Consider the following 18,373-nt stretch of genomic DNA (forward strand, 5'->3'; position numbering starts at 1 on the left):
TAAATTTGCCCTCTCATTCGAGAGGGCTTTTTTAGTAACTATCGAATCCAAATGAGAATAAAATGTCAAAGTTAAAATCAAAATAATAATGAAATACTCAAGATTAACAAAAGAACAATTTGAAGAGTTAACACCTGAATTTACTAATTTTTTAGCTACACAAGCAATAGATAAAGCGGAATGGGATAAGATTAAAACTGAAAAACCTGAAGTAGCAGAGCAGGAACTGGATGTTTTTTCTGATTTGATTTGGGAAGGAGTGCTGGAAAAAGCGGTGTATTTAGAACATTTTTCTAAAAATCACATTTTCCTTTTTCATTGTTTTGATACTTATGTTCAATCGATTGTTTTGAAATCATTGGTTCCAGAAACTGATTTCCTGACCAAGGAAGGATTGCAATGGCTTAGCGATAACATGTTTACCGAAACGATTGAAATGAAAATTGGAAAAAAAGAGTTTACCGATCCTCGTAACACTTCAATTTTTGCATTAATACAACAAGGTTCTTTTTTAAGTGATGGGCTTTTATACAAGCAAATAAATTCAATTATAGAGTCGTAATTGTATTGCAGTTTCTTTTAAATTGGTTATTTTAGTACACTTTTTCAAAAACTAAAATAGCCAATTTTTATTTTCTATGGATATTCAAAATACAATTCAAACTTTAAGAGAGGAATTAAATCAACACAATTACAATTACTATGTGTTGGATAAACCAGTAATTTCTGATTATGAATTTGATTTGAAATTAAAACAACTTCAAGATTTAGAAGATAAATATCCTGAATATTTTGATGAAAATTCTCCGACGCAACGCGTAGGAGGTACGATTACAAAAAACTTCCAAACTGTAGCGCACCAACATAGAATGTATTCTCTTGATAATTCCTATTCCAAAGAAGAATTAATAGAATGGGAAAAACGCATTCAAAAAGTTTTAGGTAATGTGCCATTAGAATATACCTGTGAATTAAAATATGATGGTGCATCAATCAGTATTACCTACGAAAACGGAAAATTAAAACGGGCAGTAACTCGTGGTGATGGTTTTCAAGGGGATGATGTGACTAATAATATCAAAACCATAAAATCAATTCCGTTACAGTTAAAGGGACATTTCCCCGATAAATTTGAAGTGCGTGGTGAGATTATTTTACCTTTTGCCGGTTTCGAAAAAATGAATCAGGATTTAATAGAAATAGGTGAATTACCCTACTCAAATCCTAGAAATACAGCTTCAGGAAGTTTGAAATTACAAGACAGTGCCGAAGTTGCAAAAAGACCACTAGATTGCTTGTTGTATTTTCTAATTGGAAACAATCTGCCTTTCAAATCTCAATTTGAGGGATTAGAAACAGCTAGACAATGGGGCTTCAAAGCGCCAAAAGAAGCAAAATTAGCTCATAATTTGGAAGAGGTTTTTCAATACATAGAGTATTGGGATGCGCACAGGCATAAGCTTCCTTATGAAACAGATGGTGTGGTGGTAAAAGTAAATTCTTTTCACTATCAGGATGAGTTAGGTTTTACAGCGAAGTCTCCACGTTGGGCAATTGCGTATAAGTTTAAATCAGAACAAGTTTCCACGAAATTAAACTCTATTTCCTATCAGGTAGGAAGAACGGGTGCAATTACCCCGGTGGCAAATTTAGAGCCAGTGCAGTTGGCAGGTACCATTGTCAAGCGTGCTTCTTTACACAATGCTGACCAGATTGAGAAATTGGATATTCGCGTAGGAGACACTGTTTTTGTGGAAAAAGGGGGCGAGATAATCCCTAAGATTATTGCTGTTGATTTGAACAAACGTCCGGAAAATACGCAGCCTACAGAATACATCACACATTGTCCGGAATGCAATACTGAGTTAGTGCGAAGTGAAGGCGAAGCAAATCACTATTGCCCTAATTTTTATGGTTGCCCTCCACAGATTATAGGGAGAATTCAGCATTATATTTCTCGAAAAGCTATGGATATTGAAGGTCTTGGTGGAGAAACTGTAGCCTTACTTTTCAATAACGGATTAGTTCATAATTATGCAGATTTATATGAATTGACCGTGGAACAGATTCTTCCTTTGGAAAGAATGGCTAAGAAATCTGCTGAAAATTTGGTAAAAGGTGTAGAGGCTTCAAAAAACATTCCTTTTGAGCGTGTTTTGTTTGCTATTGGAATTCGATTTGTCGGTGAAACGGTAGCTAAGAAATTGGCGAAACATTATAAAAATATTGATGCATTGCGTCAGGCCACATTGATGGATTTGATTTTGGTGGATGAAATAGGAGAACGAATTGCGCAAAGCGTGATTGATTTTTTCAAAAATCAGGAAAATAGCACTATAATCGAAAGATTGAAAAAGTATGGTGTGCAATTTGAGGTGGTTGAAAAAATAAATCCAAATGCTACAAATAAACTTTCTGGAAAAACTTTTGTAGTTTCAGGTGTTTTTGAGAAATTTTCCAGAGACGATTTAAAAAAATCGATTGAAGATAATGGAGGGAAAGTTGGAAGTTCCATTTCTGCCAAAACGGATTATGTTGTTGCAGGAGACAATATGGGACCGGCAAAACTTGAAAAAGCCAATACGCTAAAGATTCCGATAATTTCTGAAGATGATTTTATGGAATTGTTGAATGATAATTAAAGAGGATAAATGGTAATTTTAAAAAATAAAAAGACTCTTGAAAATCTAATTACAGGTTTTTATTTTGCACTTGCGTTGCTAGAAGTTACCGCTGAGTTATTTAGATATAAACCGTTACTTTTTCTGTTAAAGCCACTTCTCACGGTATTGATAATGATTTTGTATTGGAACATTTCAAACCAAAGGAATAAGTTGTTTTTTGTAACAATATTTTTTTCATTAATCACGAGTGTCTTTTTTATTCCAAATACGGAAAAGATGCTTTTTTTAGGACTGATAGTGCTTTTGATACATCGATTACTGATGATTTATTATATAGTTAAATTGGCAAAACTTAAGGATTACATTCCTTTGCTGATTGCAATAGTTCCTTTTCTGTTTGTTTTCTTTTATTTATTATCCATTACGGAGGGACTAACATCAAAAAGTTATGGTATTCTAATACTTCAAAACATATTAATTTCCATTCTTGGCGGTATCTCTCTATCTGATTATGTGATGAATGACAGCAAAAAAAATCCATGGTTGTTAATCTTTGGATTGTTTTCAGTGATGCAATATTTTATAGTTTTTATTGAAAAATACTATCTTTCTAATTTAGCACCAACTGTTTTTAGACCGCTGGCAATGCTATTAAACATAACAGTGTATTATGCTTTTTATCGATTTGTCATCGATGTTGAAAATTCAAATTTGATTTCAAATACCCAAAAAATTAAACAATAATTGATGTCCCTATGGATGAATTCTGTTTATTATTATCCAAATAAAAATCAATTCTTCCCAAATTAATTCCGTAACAACCTACTTGGTTTACCAAAACTTCTTTGCCAATAAGATTTTTTGAAACGGTTGGTTTATCCAGAAAGGTATGTGTATGACCGCCTATTATCAAGTCAATATCCTGGGTCAGTTCAGCCAGTTTTAAATCGCAAATTTTAGTAGGATCATCTTTGTATTTATACCCCAAATGAGACAAACAAATCACTAAATCACAGTTTTGTTCTTTTTTCAAAATCCGAACCATATCCTGCGTCTTCTCGATAGGGTTATTATAAACAGTCTCTATGTACATTGCTTTGTCTACTAGTCCGTCAAGCTCAATTCCAAGACCAAAAACACCAACTTTGATTCCGTTTTTATTAAATATTTTGTACGGTTTTACAAAACCATCCAACACCGTATTTTTAAAATCATAGTTTGCTGATAAGAATTCAAACTTGGCGTGGGGCATTTGTGCATGCAAGCCTGCTACACCATTATCGAAATCATGATTGCCTATCGTTGAAGCATCATATTGCATCATGCTCATCAATTTAAATTCTAATTCTCCGCCATAATAGTTAAAATAGGGTGTGCCCTGAAAAATATCACCGGCATCAAGCAACAGTACATTCGGATTTTCTTTTCTGATTGATTGTATAAGTGCCGCTCTTCTTACAACACCGCCCATATTAGCATTTCTGGGATGGTCAGCAGGAAAAGGATCAATATAGCTGTGCACATCATTGGTATGCAGAATCGTCAAGTGTTTTGTCTGCGCTGTTGTAAAGCTGGTTAAAGGCAATCCTAAACTCAATAGCGCTGTACTCGCAGCGGTTTTCTCTATAAAATCTCTTCTTTTCATTTTTATTTTTTTTGAGCATGCGGGCTAGGCTACACATTCTGGGCACTGTTTTATTTTTTAACGAGTATGGGCTGAATATCTTTTTTATTCAACAGTAATTCGGATATCATTTACAACAGCAATTGTATCCACCTCTTTAAAGTAATCAATTAAAATATTTCGTAATTTGTAATCTAAAACGTACTTCTGAATGCCTTTTTTAAAGAAATTCATATTGTCACCACCATTGGATAAATAATCATTAGTGCCCACGTAATAAACTTTTTCTTTTTCAATTGGTTTTCCTTGAACTAAGATCTTCCTGGCTGCATTGTTTTTGTCAATTGTGAAGGTTATTCCTGATAAAGGATGTGGTTTTTTTTCAGCGATAAAATAAGCAACTAATTCAAAAATTTGTTCTCCCTTTAAAGCAATTACAACCATGCTATTTTCAAACGGCATAATTTCAAAAGCGTTTCTGCTCGTAACATTTCCTTTTGGAAGAATAGAACGAATACCACCATGATTCAGTAAGCAGATATCGATATTCTTTTTTTCTCTGACATTAAAAACTAAATTTCCTTGTCTCAAAGTAATATCCGCTAACAGATTACCAATAGTAGTCTGCCACTTGCCGGAACTTTTATCTAAAGTGACCGGACAATAGGCCAGAACGCTATCTAAATCTTTATTAATGTGTTCGCGATATGGTTTAATAAAGTTTTCAATTTCAGGAAGTTGGTTTTCCTTTTCTGTAATTGGTATTCTTTTACCCTCTATCTTCGTAATGTAATAATTTTGTGTACTACAGGAAGTAATAAAAATAAATGTTAAGAATATAACAAAAAGTTTTAAAACATCGTTATACTTTTTTAGATTTACCATTTTAAATGCGACTTAATTAATTAATTTTGTAATCAAGTAAAAGTAATATGTTTTTAAATTACATAAAGGATTTTTCTGTAAAAAAAATATTAAAAAACAGCTTGCATAATGTTAAAAGCAGTTCGCTTTCAACTTCGATACAAACTGTTGGCTTACTGGTAGATGCTAGTTCTTTTTCGAAAAGAGAGGCTTTGATTAAGGCGTTAATAGCAAACGGAATTTCGGAAAGTAATATTAAAGTTATTGTTTATAAAGACAAATTTAAAAAAAGTGATACACATAGTTATCCTGCTTTTGAAGCAAAGCATCTCAATTGGAAAGGAGAGATTTCAGATCCGCAGGTTACTGATTTTGTTAACGAAAAGTTTGATTTGCTGATTAGTTATTATGATGTTGAAAAAGCAATTTTAATGGTTGTTACCCACAATTCAAAAGCACAATTTAAAGCTGGATTTTCAGCAATAGACAAAAGATTAAATCACTTGATTATTAATACCAATTGTGAAAATTATGAAGTTTTCACGCACGAATTATTTAGATATTTAAAAATTTTAAACAAATTATAATCCAATATGCAATCATTAATAGGAACAGGTGTTGCCCTTGTGACGCCATTTAACGAGGATTTTTCAATTGATATCGAAGCATTAATCAGAATTGTGAATTTCTCGATCGATAATGGAATTGAGTATCTTGTAGTACTTGGTACGACTGCTGAAAATGCAACATTGTCTCAAGACGAAAAAGAAGTAGTTATCAAGACGGTAATAGACACTAATAATGGAAGATTGCCATTGGTATTAGGTGTTGGAGGGAATAATACAATGAAAGTTGTAGAAGAGCTTAAAACAAGAGATTTGTCTCAGTTTGCTGCAATACTTTCCGTTTCTCCCTATTATAATAAACCAACTCAGGAAGGAATTTACCAACACTTTAAAGCTGTTGCTGAAGCTTCGCCGATTCCTGTAATTTTATATAATGTTCCTGGAAGGACGGCAAGCAATATGCTGCCATCAACTGTTTTGCGTTTAGCTGCTGATTTTGAAAATGTGGTTGCCATCAAGGAGGCGGCTGGAGATATTGTTCAGGCGATGCAGATATTGAAGAACAAACCAAAGGATTTTCTTGTAATTTCTGGTGATGATATGATTGCTTTGCCGATGGTTTTGGCAGGTGGCTCTGGTGTTATATCAGTAATTGGACAAGGTTTTCCAAAAGAATTTTCTGAAATGATCCGATTGGGTTTAAATAAAAAAGTGGAGGAAGCGTTCAAATCACAATACCTTTTATCAGATTGTATCGATATGATTTTTGAGCAAGGAAATCCTGCGGGGATCAAACAAGTGTTTCTATCATTGGGAATCGCTGAAAATACAGTTCGTTTGCCATTGGTAAAAGTAGATGAATCATTGGCTGGAAGAATTGGAAAATTTGTTGAAAAAATGAATAAACAAGCATAAAAAGCAGTGTCTTTTTTTATGCAAAAATATATTTTGTAGTAGCTAAATTAATAACTAAATTTGCCACCGAAACTTCGGTATGATTTTCTGTTGACTAAACACAATACAGGAATTGTAAAAAAAGTAAAAAAATGAAAAAAATAATATCTCTATTGCTTCTTGTTACCCTTTTTTATTCTTGTAACGAATATCAAAAAGCATTGAAAACCGAAGATGTTGCTGTAAAATTTGACATAGCTACTAAATTGTATGATAGCGGTAACTATTCAAAAGCGATTCGTCTTTTTGAACAAATTGCTCCGGCATACAGAGGTAAACCTCAGGCGGAAAAATTGTTTTACATGTTTGCACAATCGTATTACAAAACCAAACAGTATTATTTAGCGGGATATCAATTTGAAAGTTTTGTTTCGGGTTATCCAAAAAGCGAAAAAATACAGGAAGCAGCTTATCTGGGGGCAAAAAGTTATTCTATGTTATCACCGGTGTACAGTCTTGATCAGGCAGATACAGTGAAAGCGATAGATAAATTACAAACATTTATTGACAATTATCCTAACTCTGAATATTTAACGGAGGCAAATGCAACTGTAAAAGTGCTAAGTGAAAAAATAGAGAAAAAGGTATATGAAAATGCAAAAGGATATAATACTATTTCAGATTATAAATCGGCAATAGTAGCTTTTGATAACTTTATAGCTGATTACCCGGGAACAACATTCAAAGAAAGTGCTTTGTTTTACAAATTTGATTCTGCTTATCAACTAGCAATCAATAGTGTTCCTGCAAAAATGGAAGAGCGATTAAATGTTGCATTAGTGTCACACTCAAATTTAATTAAATTTGATGCTAATACACAATACAAAAAGAAAGCTGATGAAATGTTAGCCAGAATTGAAAAAGATTTACAAAAATTTACTAAATAAATAAAGTCATGGATTTAAAAAAGACGAATGCTCCGGTAAATACAATAACATACAACAAGAATGTTATTGAAGAACCTACTGGGAACGTGTATGAAGCGATAACCATTATGGCTAAAAGAGCAAACCAAATCAATTCTGAAATCAAAAAAGAATTGACTGAGAAATTGGAAGAATTTGCTACATATAATGACAGTCTTGAAGAAGTTTTTGAAAACAAAGAACAAATTGAGGTTTCAAAATTTTACGAAAAATTGCCTAAGCCTCATGCTTTAGCAGTACAAGAATGGTTAGATGGTAAAATTTACCACAGAGATTCAAATAAGTAATAGTAGTAATGTCAGTTTTAAACGGTAAGAAAATTTTACTAGGTATTTCTGGTGGAATTGCAGCCTATAAAACAGCTTCATTAGTACGACTTTTCATAAAAGCAGGTGCACATGTCCAAGTGATAATGACACCTGCTTCTAAGGATTTTATAACTCCATTAACGTTATCTACGTTATCTAAAAATCCTGTATTTTCCAGCTTTTACAATCAAGACGACGAAAACGAAAAATGGAATAATCATGTTGAATTGGCACTTTGGGCTGATTTAATGGTGATTGCTCCTGCAACAGCAAATACCTTGTCAAAAATGGCAAATGGTACTTGTGATAATCTTTTGATTGCGGCATACTTATCAGCGAAATGCCCTGTCTATTATGCTCCTGCAATGGATTTAGATATGTACAAGCACCCGTCTACCATTGCTAATTTTTTCGCTCTGACTCAATTTGGTGATACGATAATTCCTGCTGAAAGTGGAGAATTAGCCAGTGGACTTTCAGGAGAAGGCAGAATGGCTGAACCGGAACATATTGTTGCGTTTATAGAAGCTGATTTAGAAAGCAGATTACCCTTAAAAGGAAAAAAAATATTAATTACTGCCGGTCCCACATACGAAGCAATCGATCCTGTGCGTTTTATAGGAAATCATTCTTCTGGAAAAATGGGTTTTGATATTGCCTTAAGTGCTGCAAATCTGGGAGCTTCAGTAATAATAGTTACTGGTCCTACGCATTGTAAGGCAACTAATCCATTGATAAAAGTGATTCCTGTAGTTTCTGCAGAGGAAATGTACGATGCCTGTCATCTGTATTATGCTGATGTAGATGTTGCAATTGCAGCTGCTGCAGTAGCAGATTATAAACCTAAGAAAGTAGCTTCGCAAAAGATAAAGAAGAATGCAGAAGAGTTCACTATTGAACTGGAGAAAACAAAAGATATCTTAGCTTCTTTAGGTCAAAGTAAGGGAAATCAATTTTTAATTGGTTTTGCATTAGAAACAGAAAATGAAATTGAAAATGCTAAGTTGAAAATTCAGAAAAAAAACTTAGATTTGATAGTTCTAAATTCATTGCAAGATAAAGGAGCAGGTTTTGGAAAGGCAACAAATAAAGTTACTTTCATAGATAAGTTTTTTACTATCGAAGCCATGGAATTGAAATCGAAAGAAGCAGTTGCGGATGATATACTAAACAAAGTAATTGCACATTTTTATCAAATGGGCTAACAGATTGCAATTCAAACGGCAATGATGGTGTGCGATTTACATAGGATACGAAACAATAGAAAGCTACAGATGAATAAAATAATTACTTTTCTTGTATTACTGACTTTTGGGCTTTCACAGGCACAACAGTTAAATTGTACCGTGACAGTAAATGCACAAAAATTAAGTAATGCAAATCAGCAAGTTTTTAAAACATTAGAAACATCCGTAAGTGAATTTGTAAATAAAACAGATTGGACGGGGCAGAATTTTAAGCAAAATGAAAAGATTAACTGTTCGATGTATATTACCGTTTCATCAAATAGTGCGGACCAATTTACAGCCACTATTCAGGTACAATCATCAAGGCCTGTTTTTAATTCCTCTTATGCCTCACCGGTATTAAATTACAATGACAAAGACTTTAGTTTTAGATATACGGAATTTGAAAATTTAATTTTTAATCCAACTACTTTTGATTCTAATTTAGTTTCTGTACTTGCTTTTTACAGTTATGTAATTTTAGGAATGGATTTGGATACTTTTGTTTTGGAATCTGGAAATCCAAATTTTGAAATAGCCCAAAATATCTCCAATGTAGCACAGCAAGGAGGTTCTAAGGGATGGGGACAAACGGATGGGAATCAAAATCGTTATTTTTTGATAAACGATATTTTGTCGCCAACATTTAAACAGGTCAGACAAACCATGTATGACTACCATACCGGAATGGATCTTATGAGTCAGGATTTAAAAGCTTCAAAAGAAAAAATAAAAGGGTCGTTAATTGATCTTGCAAAATTAAATTCTTCAAGACCGAATGCCTTTTTAACGCGTGTTTTTTTTGATGCCAAATCAGATGAAATAGTTTCTATATTTTCTGGTGGACCAAGTATAACTATATCAGATTTAGTCGATAATCTGAATAAAATTTCTCCTTTGAATTCAAGTAAATGGGTACAAATAAAATATTAATTGATTTTCAATTAGTAATTTAACCTAGCCCTACATCACAAAACAAATATATAAATGATAACGTCACTTTCGATAAAAAACTATGCTCTAATAGAAAAATTGGCTATCGATTTTTCAAAAGGTTTTTCGACAATCACAGGGGAAACCGGTGCTGGGAAATCAATAATTTTAGGAGCTTTAGGGCTGGTTTTAGGAAAAAGAGCTGACTTGACTTCTTTAAAAAATAAGGAAGAGAAATGCATCATTGAAGCTCATTTTGAAATCTCAAAGTATAATTTGTTGCCATTTTTTGATGCCAATGATCTGGATTATGAAAATGAAACTATTATTAGACGTGAAATCCTGCCTTCAGGGAAATCAAGAGCATTTATCAATGATAGTCCTGTAAATCTTCAGGAACTTCAGGAATTGAGTTTGTTCTTAATCGACATTCATTCGCAACAGCAAACTCAGGAACTTTCGGATGAAAACGTACAGTTCGATATTATAGATGCTATTGCCAATAATAAAGAAACGATTCTGGATTACCAATCACTTTTGAAAAGTTACAAATCAGATAAAACCAAATTGAATTCGGTACTGAAAAGACAAAGTGAAGCTACGAAAGAACAGGAATACAATACTTTTTTGTTGGACGAATTAGTTGCAGCTCAGTTAAAATCAGGAGAACAAGAAGTTCTTGAAGCTGATTTTGAGAAGTTGAACAATGTTGAGATTATTAAAGAAGCTATCGATAAAGCTTTGGCTATAGCCAATGAAGAGCAGATGGGAGTACTTAATAATTTGAAGGAAATTAAAATTTCATTGCAAAAAATAGCACCATTTTCAGCGGATTATCATTCTTTATTAGAAAGAATTTCAAGCTTGACGATTGAATTTGATGATATTTCAGATGAGATGAATCGCTGTTCAGAAAAACTGGTAAATGATCCGGAGCAATTGGATTTAGTTAGCCAAAAGCTACAGGGTATTTTTAATTTGCAAAAGAAACATCAGGTTACTACGGTAGATGAATTACTGGAAATCCAGACTAAACTGGAAAATGCAGTTTTAGAATTAGGGAGTATCGAAGAAGAAATTATAGCATTGACCCATTCTATTGAACAAAAAACAACGACATTAGATGCAATGTCGATTATAATTCATGATAATCGATTGGAATCGATTCCGGTTTTGTCTCAAAAATTGATTGCGATTTTAGAAACTTTGGGGATGCCTAATGTCCGCTTTAAAATCGATATTAGTACTGCAGAAACCTATTTTCAAAACGGAAAGGATGAACTTCAGTTTTTATTTTCTGCCAATAAAGGAACTGATTTTGGATTGTTAAAAAAAGTCGCCTCCGGGGGAGAAATGTCCCGAATTATGTTGGCCGTTAAGGCAATATTGGCGCAGTATTCAAAATTACCAACATTAATTTTTGATGAGATTGACACAGGAGTTTCCGGAGAGATTGCAATTCGGATGGGAGAAATCATGAAAGAAATGAGTCAGCAGATGCAAATTTTTGCTATTACCCATTTACCGCAAATCGCTGCAAAAGGGAATGCCCATTTCAAAGTGTTTAAATCAACTGTTGGTGACGATACACAATCCGAATTAAAGTTGTTAAACGAGCAAGACAGAGTAGTGGAAATTGCACAAATGCTATCCGGAACAATCGTTTCTGAATCAGCCTTAAATCACGCAAAAGCCTTGCTGAACTAATATTTTGCTTTATATTTGTTCCCTTTTAGGAAGCATTTTGTAATAGCTTACGAACCATTATACGAAAAATTAAATTAAAGAATAACCAAATATGATTATAGAACCTAGAATGAGAGGATTTATTTGTACGACATCTCACCCAAAAGGATGCGAACAAAATGTTAAAAATCAGATAGAATATATAAAATCAAAAGGGCCTATTAATGGGGCTAAAAAAGTCTTAGTAATTGGAGCTTCAACCGGTTTTGGTTTGGCTTCCAGAATTACAAGTGCTTTTGGTTCTGATGCAGCGACCATTGGTGTGTTTTTTGAAAAAGCACCTTCTGAAGGAAAAACAGCTTCACCAGGATGGTATAATTCTGCTGCTTTTGAAAATGAAGCTCATAAAGCAGGTTTATATGCGAAAAGTATTAATGGAGATGCATTTTCGAATGAAGTAAAAAAGCAAACATTAGATATTATCAAAGCTGATTTAGGTCAGATAGATTTAGTAATCTATAGTTTGGCTTCGCCAGTTCGTATGCATCCTACAACAGGAGTATTGCATCGTTCTGTTTTGAAACCAATTGGAAGTACTTTTACAAACAAAACGGTTGATTTTCATTCTGGAAAAGTCTCTGAAATTTCTATTGAGCCATGTAGTGGTGATGATATTGAAAATACGATTGCTGTAATGGGTGGTGAAGATTGGTCAATGTGGATGGATGCTTTAAAAGCAGAAAATTTATTGGCTCCGGGTGCAACAACTGTTGCTTATTCTTACATAGGGCCATCATTAACTGAAGCAGTTTATAGAAAAGGAACAATAGGTCGTGCTAAAGATCATCTTGAAGCGACTGCATTTGCAATCACTGACAGTTTAGCTGCTATTGGCGGAAAAGCATTTGTTTCTGTAAATAAAGCATTGGTAACTCAAGCAAGTTCTGCTATTCCTGTTATTCCTTTGTATATTTCTTTGTTATACAAAATAATGAAAGAAGAAGGAATTCATGAAGGTTGTATTGAGCAAATTCAGCGTTTGTACCAAGAAAGATTATACACTGGAGCTGAAGTTCCTGTAGATGAAAAGGGCAGAATTCGTATCGACGATTTAGAAATGCGCGCTGATGTTCAGGAAAAAGTAGCAAAATTATGGATTGAGGCTGTAACTGAAAACTTATCTGAAATAGGTGATTTAGAAGGGTACAGAAAAGATTTTTACAATCTGTTTGGCTTTGACGTTGCAGGAGTCGATTATAAAGCTGAAGCAAACGAAGTGGTAAATATTGAAAGTATCGCTTAATCCTAATTTACTAAATTAGTTATTTAGTTTCCGTAATGCATCTTAATTTCACAATGGTTTTATTCATTTCGAAATTAAGATGCATTATTTTATTTATAAAACAGGCTTAAATTTATTGTATAGTTTACAACTTACGGGTGTAAAGGGGTTTGGTGGTTTTATAAACTTTGCGGAAAAAATGTCACCCTTGGGAAATGCTTCTGCTTTAGATTGCGCTAATTATACGATAACACTCTTTTCTGATTTGACAAGAAAAGTGACTTTACAAAATCTATTGCACGATGGTGGATTCTCAAATATGGGAGTAAGTCAGCAAGTGATGGAAATGTTTGAATAAAAAACAAAAAAACATTTATAAAACCACACGTAATAGTTGCTGCTTTTTTTAGGGATAAAGATTATATTTGTTAAAATTTTTTGAGTCTAAAAAGTATCTTTAATACCACATTCTTAACTTATGTTATTTTCCCTAATCATACCAGTGTACAATCGCCCGGACGAAGTTGACGAACTTTTGGAAAGTCTTTTACGTACAACGTACAACGAAATTTTTGAAATTGTTATTATTGAAGACGGATCAACTTTACCATGCAAAGATGTTGCCCAAAAATATGGCAGCAGCCTTGATATTTCCTATTATTACAAGGATAATTCTGGTCCAGGTGACTCTAGGAATTATGGAATGAAAAAGGCCAGAGGAGACTATTTTATAATTTTCGACTCTGATTGTATTATTCCTGAACCATATTTAAGTGAAGTAGACAAGGCGTTAAAGCAAAATTATGTGGACTGTTTTGGAGGTCCGGACAAAGCTTTAGATAGTTTTTCAGATATTCAAAAAGCAATCAATTTTGCGATGACTTCGTTTCTTACCACAGGTGGAATCAGAGGAGGTTCAGAAAAAATTGACAAGTTTCAGCCCCGAAGCTTTAATATGGGATTGTCTCGAAAAGCTTTTGAGGCATCAAAAGGTTTCGGAAATATACACCCGGGAGAAGATCCTGATTTATCGATCCGTTTATGGAATCTGGGTTTTCAAACCAAACTTTTTCCAAAGGCTTATGTGTATCACAAAAGAAGAATCGATTGGGATAAGTTTTCTGTTCAGGTGAATAAGTTCGGTAAAGCAAGACCTATTCTTAATAGTTGGTATCCACAGTACAGCAAGCTTACTTTTTTCTTTCCTTCTGTTTTTATAATAGGATTTTTTACTTCCTTACTATTATTGATTTTCAATTTCGATCAGCTGCTTCAGTTGTATTTTGTTTATTTTGTGGTACTGTTTTTGTTGTCAACGTATCAGAACAAGAGTGTTAAAATTGGATATCTATCACTAATAGCCGTTTGGAAACAATTTTATGGTTATGGGACAGGATTTTTAGAATCATTTATAAAAATCATCATTCTGAAACAAAAGCCACAAGAGGCTTTTCCCGAGTTATTTTTCAAAAATTAATATGACAAAAATAATTGGTTTAACAGGCGGTATCGGAAGTGGAAAAACAACCATTGCAAATTATTTTCAATCATTTGGGATTCCGGTTTACATTGCTGATGACCAAGCCAGGAAGATTATGCAATCTTCAGAAATTATTACTGCAATAAAAGACGCATTTGGAAAGTCTATTTTTGAAAATGATATACTGAATAGGGAAAAATTGGCAGAAATTGTATTCGGTAACCCTGAAAAATTAGAAGTACTCAATACAATTGTTCACCCTGCCGTAAAAAAACATTTTGATCAATGGCTGGTGGAGCACGCAACAGCGCCCTATATTATTTATGAAGCTGCCATTTTATTTGAAAGCGGTGGCTACAAAAGATGTGATCTGATTATAACCGTCACCGCCCCAATAGAATCAAGGGTTGAAAGGGTTATGAAGCGAGATGAAACTACTCGTGAGCTTGTTTTAAAGCGAATAAATGCACAATGGACTGACGAACAACGCATCTCAAAAAGTGATTTTGTCATAGAAAATACTTCAATTGAAAAGGCAAAAACAGAAGTTGTTAAAATTCTTAAAATTTTAAAGATTAAACAAAACGAGTCTTAGATGTTAATCTTTGGTTAATGTATTATTTAATATATTGTTAAAATACTAATTTTGTCACGATGAATAAACTTTTTTTTAGATTGCTTGTGTTGTTGATGAGTTTGTCCCTGATAGGAATAATTCTTGTTCAGGTGTATTGGTTTAATACCTCATTTAAAAACAATGATGAACAATTTAAATTTCATGTTAAGCAAGTTATAGGCAATGTAGCGGATAAGCTTCAGCAGCAGGAAGCATACAGTTTTTATGATAAATACAATCATTACAAAGACAGCACAGGGAAGATTCCAAAAAAGAATGATCTGTTAGAGTTTTATTACGTTCAAAAGAATCCCAGAACAAATAAAACCATAATATATTCAAATAGCATTATATCAGAAGATTACAATATATCTTCAACGTTCTTTGATAAGAAATTTGACAGCGATAGATTTAAGAATTTTAATTCTAAACGTGTTACTGAAGTTTATAATAACAATAACATAGATAATTCAGGAGTTCAACAAAGTTTAATACCAGATGTTAGAATTGAAAAATCCGGAAATTTAGACGTTTTAGATAATGCACAATTTGAAATTTTCTTTAAAGATATTGCAGGTGCAATGCCTCTTGAAGAAAGAGTTTCAAAAGAATTATTACGGAAACTGATAAAAAAAGAATTAGAGGAATATGGTGTAAATACAAAATTTGAGTTTGGTATATATAGTAGTAATTTGGCTACAAAAATAAAATCAAATGATTTTAAATATGATAAAGAAGGCACGTATTCGATTCCAATATTTTCGGACAATGAAGGGAATAGTAAGTATCAGTTGTTAGTGACTTTTCCTCATAAAAAGAAATTTTTATTGTCGGATCTCGTTAGTATAACTGTACTTTCAATCATATTTACGCTTATCATTATTATTGCTTATTCAAGTGCATTGAACCAATTGATTCGGCAACGTCACATATCAGAAATAAAAACAGATTTCATCAACAATATGACGCATGAGTTTAAGACGCCTATAGCCACTATTAATTTGGCTTTGGATGCAATTAAGAACCCAAAGATTATTGATGACAAAGAAAAGGTGTTTAGGTACCTTCAAATGATTAGAGATGAAAATAAGCGAATGCATGCTCAGGTTGAAAATGTTTTAAGGATCTCTAAACTAGAGAAAAAAGAATTAGACATTAATAAGGATTCCAATAACATTCATGATGTTATTAATGATGCAATAGAGCATGTGAATTTAATTTTAGAAGACAGACAAGGAACAATTACGAGTCATTATGACGCTAATAGAACTACAGTCTTAATTAATGATGTGCATTTTACGAATGTGCTTGTTAATATTTTAGAAAATGCAATAAAATATTCGCCAAATGTTCCGGAGATTGATGTTTTTACTGAAAATGTTAAAGATATGGTTATTATTAAAGTAAAGGATAATGGTTTGGGAATGAGTAAAGTGGCTCAAAAAAGAATTTTTGAAAAATTTTACAGAGAACATACAGGAGATATACATAATGTTAAAGGCCACGGATTAGGTTTAGCGTATGTAAAAAGAATAGTTGAAGACCATAACGGTCAAATTTATGTAGAAAGTGAAAAGGGAAAAGGAAGTACCTTCATAATAAAATTACCATTAATAAATTAGAACATGGAAAATGTAAATAAAAAAATACTTTTGGTTGAAGATGACCTTAATTTTGGCGCAGTACTAAAAGATTATTTGATGCTAAATGATTTTGACGTCACTTTGGCAAAAAATGGAATGGAAGGATTTGAAAAATTCAAAAAAGATACTTACGACTTGTGTATTCTGGATGTAATGATGCCGTATAAAGATGGCTATACACTGGCAAAAGAAATCAGAGAAAAGAACAATGAAGTGCCTATTATTTTCCTGACTGCTAAATCTATGAAAGAAGATGTATTGAAAGGATATAAAGCAGGAGCTGATGATTATTTGAATAAACCTTTTGATTCCGAAGTATTGTTGATGAAAATTAAAGCGATTATTCAAAGAAAATCTTCTGATACAAAAGCAGAACAGGTTCAGTTTGAATTTAATATTGGTAAATTCCATTTGAATTCAAAACTTCGTTTTTTAACGTATGATGATGAAGAGCCAATAAAATTGTCTCCAAAAGAGAATGAATTATTGAAAATGCTGATTCTGCACGAAAATGATTTGATGCCAAGAGAATTAGCCTTGACAAAAATATGGAGAGATGATAACTATTTTACATCAAGAAGTATGGACGTTTACATCGCTAAATTAAGAAAATATCTGAAACTGGATGAAGATGTCGAAATCTTAAATATTCACGGTGAAGGATTTAGATTAGTTGTGAAAAACAAAACAGCAGTATAGACAAAAAGGCTTCGAGAAATCGAAGCTTTTTTTTTGCGGGCTTGCGTCCCTAGAATTTTTCAGGTAGAAATACTTTTCCTGTACAGGAAATATTACTTGTTTAAAAATGTTTTTCACTTCGATTAAGGGTATTCTTAAAGGTTGCAATCCGCTGTAATGTGAAGATAGTTGATTACTTCCAATTCAATTGTAATGCGAAGCTGGTTTTGTCTTCTTTGGTAATACTAAAAACCGTTTCATTTTCAGAAATATTTTCATGAATCGTTACTTTATCTTTTAAAGATAATTCTTTGAGGAAATTCATTTCAAAGCTTTTAACAGCTTGATTCAGAATTAAACTTTCATCAACCAAATCCAGACACCATTCCAGGTATTTTACATTATTGACGTGATTTACAATATCCAGATCCGACAAGAATACTGTTTTTTCAAAAACAATTTCTTTTTCATGATTGAAATTAATCTTAGAAAATCCTTCGTTGGTGGCCCTCTTTTCGGGATACAAGTCAAAATGTTCAAACGGTAAAGCCAATGCTTCCGGTCGACGGGTTTTCGTATTGAAAACTGCCCAAAAAGTTTCACAACCTACTATTTTTTCTCCATTCACATGCATTTCCAAAGCACGTACAGAACGTGAGTTTTCTAAAGAATTAATCCACGTTTTCACCGTTACAACAGCGCCCCATTTCGGCAATTTATCGATTTCAACGCGCATTCTACTTAAAACCCAAGCCTGATTGAATTCCTGCATATCCAAAAAACTAATCCCGCCAATTTCTGAATGTGCTGCAGCTGTTAACTGCAAAATATTGCACAAATCAGTATATTTTAAATATCCGTTTGGCGCACATTGCGTAAAATTGATTTCCCAGTCTTTCGTTAAAATAGAAGTGAAATGTGGAGCTATTGGCATAGTTGTGAATTAAAATTTTTGAGAAACAG

The 18,373-nt window shown here is 33.0% G+C and carries 18 protein-coding genes and 1 pseudogene; 16 read left to right on the forward strand and 3 right to left on the reverse strand.

What is annotated here, in order from left to right; all coding sequences use genetic code 11:
- Positions 1 to 88 precede the first annotated feature (88 nt).
- The 3 genes from ACNQGN_RS05830 to ACNQGN_RS05840 all read left to right on the forward strand — a co-directional run bounded on the left by ACNQGN_RS05830 (position 89) and on the right by ACNQGN_RS05840 (position 3,368).
- The gene (locus ACNQGN_RS05830) at positions 89 to 562 is read left to right on the forward strand and encodes a DUF6495 family protein (RefSeq protein ID WP_417986906.1); all 474 of its coding nucleotides are present in this window, start codon (positions 89 to 91) and stop codon (positions 560 to 562) included.
- Between the two features lie 76 nt (positions 563 to 638).
- Complete coding sequence (gene ligA, locus ACNQGN_RS05835) at positions 639 to 2,642, forward strand: NAD-dependent DNA ligase LigA (RefSeq protein ID WP_417986907.1); 2,004 nt, start codon at positions 639 to 641, stop codon at positions 2,640 to 2,642.
- A 258-nt stretch (positions 2,643 to 2,900) separates the two neighbouring features.
- Positions 2,901 to 3,368 (forward strand): hypothetical protein, encoded by a 468-nt coding sequence (locus tag ACNQGN_RS05840; protein ID WP_417986908.1) that lies wholly within the window; start codon positions 2,901 to 2,903, stop codon positions 3,366 to 3,368.
- On the opposite strand, the gene ACNQGN_RS05845 is transcribed toward ACNQGN_RS05840, so the two are convergent.
- The gene (locus ACNQGN_RS05845) at positions 3,358 to 4,269 is read right to left on the reverse strand and encodes a bifunctional metallophosphatase/5'-nucleotidase (RefSeq protein WP_417986909.1); all 912 of its coding nucleotides are present in this window, start codon (positions 4,267 to 4,269) and stop codon (positions 3,358 to 3,360) included. The genes ACNQGN_RS05840 and ACNQGN_RS05845 overlap by 11 nt on opposite strands.
- Positions 4,270 to 4,353: 84 nt before the next feature.
- Entirely contained in the window at positions 4,354 to 5,133 is a 780-nt protein-coding gene (locus ACNQGN_RS05850) for a 5'-nucleotidase C-terminal domain-containing protein (RefSeq protein WP_417986910.1), read from the reverse strand.
- 47 nt (positions 5,134 to 5,180) lie between these two features.
- Between ACNQGN_RS05850 and ACNQGN_RS05855 the strand changes: the two genes are divergently transcribed.
- The 13 genes and pseudogenes from ACNQGN_RS05855 (at position 5,181) to ACNQGN_RS05915 (ending at position 17,431) form a co-directional block, all read left to right on the forward strand.
- Positions 5,181 to 5,699, forward strand: a complete 519-nt coding sequence (locus ACNQGN_RS05855) for a DUF6913 domain-containing protein (RefSeq protein WP_417986911.1) — start codon at positions 5,181 to 5,183, stop codon at positions 5,697 to 5,699.
- Positions 5,700 to 5,705: 6 nt separating this feature from the next.
- Entirely contained in the window at positions 5,706 to 6,593 is an 888-nt protein-coding gene (gene dapA, locus ACNQGN_RS05860; protein ID WP_417986912.1) for a 4-hydroxy-tetrahydrodipicolinate synthase, read from the forward strand.
- A 131-nt stretch (positions 6,594 to 6,724) separates the two neighbouring features.
- The gene (locus ACNQGN_RS05865) at positions 6,725 to 7,519 is read left to right on the forward strand and encodes an outer membrane protein assembly factor BamD (protein ID WP_417986913.1); all 795 of its coding nucleotides are present in this window, start codon (positions 6,725 to 6,727) and stop codon (positions 7,517 to 7,519) included.
- A gap of 8 nt (positions 7,520 to 7,527) precedes the next feature.
- Entirely contained in the window at positions 7,528 to 7,845 is a 318-nt protein-coding gene (locus ACNQGN_RS05870; RefSeq protein WP_035671643.1) for a DNA-directed RNA polymerase subunit omega, read from the forward strand.
- A gap of 8 nt (positions 7,846 to 7,853) precedes the next feature.
- Complete coding sequence (gene coaBC / locus ACNQGN_RS05875; protein WP_417986914.1) at positions 7,854 to 9,071, forward strand: bifunctional phosphopantothenoylcysteine decarboxylase/phosphopantothenate--cysteine ligase CoaBC; 1,218 nt, start codon at positions 7,854 to 7,856, stop codon at positions 9,069 to 9,071.
- Between the two features lie 69 nt (positions 9,072 to 9,140).
- A complete protein-coding gene (porD, locus tag ACNQGN_RS05880; RefSeq protein WP_417986915.1) occupies positions 9,141 to 10,025 on the forward strand; it encodes a type IX secretion system protein PorD in 885 nt (294 codons plus the stop codon).
- A 54-nt stretch (positions 10,026 to 10,079) separates the two neighbouring features.
- Positions 10,080 to 11,732 carry a DNA repair protein RecN gene (recN, locus tag ACNQGN_RS05885; RefSeq protein ID WP_417986916.1) on the forward strand — a complete coding sequence of 551 codons (1,653 nt, stop codon included), beginning with the start codon at positions 10,080 to 10,082 and terminating at the stop codon, positions 11,730 to 11,732.
- 91 nt (positions 11,733 to 11,823) lie between these two features.
- Entirely contained in the window at positions 11,824 to 13,014 is a 1,191-nt protein-coding gene (fabV, locus tag ACNQGN_RS05890) for an enoyl-ACP reductase FabV (RefSeq protein ID WP_417986917.1), read from the forward strand.
- A gap of 136 nt (positions 13,015 to 13,150) precedes the next feature.
- A pseudogene (locus ACNQGN_RS05895) lies at positions 13,151 to 13,351 on the forward strand (SDR family oxidoreductase); the annotation flags it as partial.
- 120 nt (positions 13,352 to 13,471) lie between these two features.
- A complete protein-coding gene (locus ACNQGN_RS05900; RefSeq protein WP_417986918.1) occupies positions 13,472 to 14,470 on the forward strand; it encodes a glycosyltransferase family 2 protein in 999 nt (332 codons plus the stop codon).
- 1 nt (position 14,471) lies between these two features.
- Positions 14,472 to 15,068: a dephospho-CoA kinase gene (gene coaE / locus ACNQGN_RS05905; protein ID WP_417986919.1), complete on the forward strand. Its 597-nt coding sequence runs from the start codon at positions 14,472 to 14,474 to the stop codon at positions 15,066 to 15,068.
- A 59-nt stretch (positions 15,069 to 15,127) separates the two neighbouring features.
- Positions 15,128 to 16,711: a sensor histidine kinase gene (locus ACNQGN_RS05910; RefSeq protein ID WP_417986920.1), complete on the forward strand. Its 1,584-nt coding sequence runs from the start codon at positions 15,128 to 15,130 to the stop codon at positions 16,709 to 16,711.
- Positions 16,712 to 16,714: 3 nt separating this feature from the next.
- Positions 16,715 to 17,431, forward strand: a complete 717-nt coding sequence (locus ACNQGN_RS05915; protein WP_416853294.1) for a response regulator transcription factor — start codon at positions 16,715 to 16,717, stop codon at positions 17,429 to 17,431.
- Between the two features lie 172 nt (positions 17,432 to 17,603).
- On the opposite strand, the gene ACNQGN_RS05920 is transcribed toward ACNQGN_RS05915, so the two are convergent.
- Complete coding sequence (locus tag ACNQGN_RS05920; protein WP_417986921.1) at positions 17,604 to 18,344, reverse strand: acyl-[acyl-carrier-protein] thioesterase; 741 nt, start codon at positions 18,342 to 18,344, stop codon at positions 17,604 to 17,606.
- Between the last annotated feature and the right edge of the window lie 29 nt (positions 18,345 to 18,373).

The organism is Flavobacterium rhamnosi (assembly GCF_048286515.1).
Classification (GTDB): Bacteria; Bacteroidota; Bacteroidia; order Flavobacteriales; family Flavobacteriaceae; genus Flavobacterium.